The organism is Acinetobacter endophylla, assembly GCF_053543775.1.
In genome coordinates this window covers 1-3,039 of the sequence record NZ_JBLVOM010000257.1, presented here as the reverse complement: position 1 = coordinate 3,039, position 3,039 = coordinate 1, and the positions used below count along the sequence as shown (strand labels likewise).

The 3,039-nt window shown below is 39.3% G+C and carries 2 protein-coding genes and 2 pseudogenes; 2 read left to right on the top strand and 2 right to left on the bottom strand.

The window, feature by feature from the left end:
• Both ACNPNW_RS14115 and ACNPNW_RS14110 read right to left on the bottom strand, forming a co-directional pair.
• Positions 1–489, bottom strand: a pseudogene (locus ACNPNW_RS14115) (IS4-like element ISAbe18 family transposase); the annotation flags it as partial.
• A 217-nt stretch (positions 490–706) separates the two neighbouring features.
• The gene (locus tag ACNPNW_RS14110) at positions 707–1,036 is read right to left on the bottom strand and encodes a four-helix bundle copper-binding protein (RefSeq protein ID WP_004641881.1); all 330 of its coding nucleotides are present in this window, start codon (positions 1,034–1,036) and stop codon (positions 707–709) included.
• 378 nt (positions 1,037–1,414) lie between these two features.
• Between ACNPNW_RS14110 and ACNPNW_RS14105 the strand changes: the two genes are divergently transcribed.
• The gene (locus ACNPNW_RS14105) at positions 1,415–2,749 is read left to right on the top strand and encodes an ISNCY family transposase (RefSeq protein ID WP_448767083.1); all 1,335 of its coding nucleotides are present in this window, start codon (positions 1,415–1,417) and stop codon (positions 2,747–2,749) included.
• 143 nt (positions 2,750–2,892) lie between these two features.
• A pseudogene (locus ACNPNW_RS14100) lies at positions 2,893–3,039 on the top strand (ISNCY family transposase); the annotation flags it as partial.

Genomic DNA, 3,039 nt, shown 5'->3' with positions numbered 1-3,039 from the left:
AAACTCAGGAATATCATTGCTGTGATTCAATCCTATGCTGAGTTTCATGCTGGCTTTTGAGTCGTGAACTTTGGCCCATTCACATAAGGAAAGCGACAGGTCAATATGACTGGCATCCAAGGAATACAAGGGATTCTTAAAGCGAAATTTATGAGCTACTTTTGAGTGTTCATAGTATTTAAGCAACTTGTAAAATAGCTGTTGATACAAGGCAGCAGGCTGCTGCTCATTGATTCGTGCCAGCGTGCTTCGGGGAATAGACTTTGCTCCGAGATGACTTAGCTTTTCCTGTTGGCACTCCAAATTGGATTGAATATCTCTCAGACTTTGTCTACAAGAGAATTGAGACATCAATATGGCAATAAACTGATCCCACCGGGAAGCCGCTCTAAATTTCTGTCCAACATGGTGTACTTTAGCAAGTTGTTCAAAATCCTGTCGCACAACAGGTTTAATTAGCTCATGAAATACGGTATTCTGATGTGACAAAACCTGAATCCTGGTCGTTAAAGTGTTTGTTTGCACTCATATTTTAACTGTTAGGACTCAGGTTTTTTTATTTAAAGCAAACTATGGGACAGCAGTGGCTTAAAGCTCCCATTTTTGGCTTCGTATAAGGTGTATTATGTTAATTTTAGGAAAGGCTCTAGACTAGCAGAATGATTATGTTAGTCTAGAGCCATATAATTAACATTATTGAAGTATTTTACATGGCAATTTTTCGACATTCTTCTGCACACTGACGGCAAGCCTCAGCACATTTTTTACAATGATCATGTGAATGTTTTTCACACTCTTCCGCACAATATTCACAGATCTTAGCACAAAGCTCACAAATCTCTTTGAGGAAAGGTGAGTTATGTTGTTGCATACGCACACATAACTGACAAATATCTGCACATTCTAGACAACGTTGAATACATTCACGCATCATCTCTAAATCTTTTTCTTTTAAACAAGAAGTTGCACATTCAGTACAAATAAGTGAACAGTTTGTACATGCAGAAATACACTCTGAAAATTCCGTATTAATCATTTTTTACTCTCAACTTATATAATCAAAGAAATAATTAAAACATAATTTTTTTCTACTAATTATTTTAAATTATTAGTAAATGTAATACATAATTTTAATTTATATGAATAATGTTAATTTTAACTAAATCTTATTTATATTCCAAATTATTAAAAAACAGTTTTTAATTAGGATAGATGATCAAGTATCAAAAGCAGCTATTCTTAAAATAACTACAATAATTTTATCACTTTAAAAATAGATTTTCCCTCCATTTAACATAATGGCGATTATACGAAGTACACTTGTTAGAACCCATTTAAAGTGTCTATATTCTCACCAATAAAAATGTCTGGTTTATGATGGTTTTTATCACCATGGACTGGATATAAAATATAAATGCTGATCACTATGTCTGATAAAGAAATTCAACGTCTTGCAGTTCTGCAAGACGTTAGAGATCATCGTATTACCCAGGTCCGTGCTGCTGAAATCCTGAATCTTTCCACCCGTCAAATTACCCGGTTATTGCAGAAGCTCAATCAAGATGGTGTCTCAGGTCTGGCACATGCCAGTCGTGGTCAACCTGGCCATCATCGCCATGATGAGTTATTAAAATCAAAATGTCTTTCCATTATTTCTGAACATCTGCTGGGCTTTGGACCTACCTTGGCGCATGAGAAGCTCAGCAGCATGTTTGGCCTGCATATCCCGGTAGAAACGGTTCGTCGCTGGATGACTGCAAATGACCTCTGGATTCCTCGATCCAAACGTCTAAAACGCCCATACCAGCCACGCTATAACCGTGATTGCTTCGGTGAGCTGATCCAGATCGATGGCTCATATCATGACTGGTTTGAAGGTCGAGCTTCCAAATGCTGCTTGCTGGTTTATATCGATGACGCCACTGGAAAGCTGTTGCATCTGCGCTTTTGTGAGGCTGAAACGACCTTTGATTATATGCTTTCAACCCGAGCCTACATTGAGCAATACGGCAAGCCTTTAGCGTTTTATAGCGATAAACACTCGGTATTTAGAGTCAACCAGAAATCCAGGCAAGACAGCCAGATCACGCAATTTGGGCGGATTCTGAATGAGTTAAACATTGATATTATCTTCGCCAATTCACCCCAGGCCAAAGGTCGCGTAGAGCGAGCGAATAGAACCCTTCAGGACCGTTTGATCAAGGAGATGCGCCTGGAAGGCATCTGTTCGATTGCAGAAGCAAATGCCTGGTTGCCCTGCTTTATTGAGCAGTTCAATCAGAAGTTCGCCAAATGTGCGCGAAACTCAAAGAACCTGCATCGACCATTAACCGAATCTGATCTTGAACTGGATGATATTTTTACCTGGCAGGAACCGCGTAAGGTCACCAAGAACCTGACGATTACCTATGACAAATGTATTTATCTGCTTGAACCGACAGAGCTGAATCATAAGCTTGCTGGGCAATACGTTTCATTTCTGGAGTATCCGGATGGCACTGTGGCCCTCATGCATGAAGGACGAAAGCTCAACTACAGCATCTTCAATAAATTGGCTGGGCTGCAGCAAAATGAGATTGTTGAGAATAAACGGTTAGGTTCAGTCCTGGCGCATATCCAGCAACAACATGAAGAATTGGAGAAACAGAATAAACGTTCCCGTGCCAAGAAAAGTATGCCGAGCCGTAAAGCTCAGAAAGCTGTTATTGAACAAAGAAATTTAAATCCTGTGCTTGACTCTTGTGGTTAAAAACAGGACATTTTAAATGGTTTATCGCATAGACATTTTAATTGGTGAATAACACAGTGTTGTAAGCCCAAAATAGAAATGTCCGCTTTTAGAATGTGCACTTTTGCAATTTCCTTAGCGGACGGTTTGATATGTTGGTGTCTATGTCGGATAAAGAACTTAAACGATTGTCGGTCTTGCAGGAAATCTGCGATCAACGCATAACTCAATCCCAGGCTGCTCAGCTACTTCTACTTCATATTTCAGAATGTCAGGTCAGACGCTTACTGCAGAAATACAAAGTTCAAGGT

Excerpts from the sequence above, each read along its gene's own strand:
- ACNPNW_RS14110 (WP_004641881.1), bottom strand. The coding sequence starts at position 1,036 with ATGATTAATACGGAATTTTCAGAGTGTATTTCTGCATGTACAAACTGT.
- ACNPNW_RS14105 (WP_448767083.1), top strand. The coding sequence starts at position 1,415 with ATGCTGATCACTATGTCTGATAAAGAAATTCAACGTCTTGCAGTTCTG.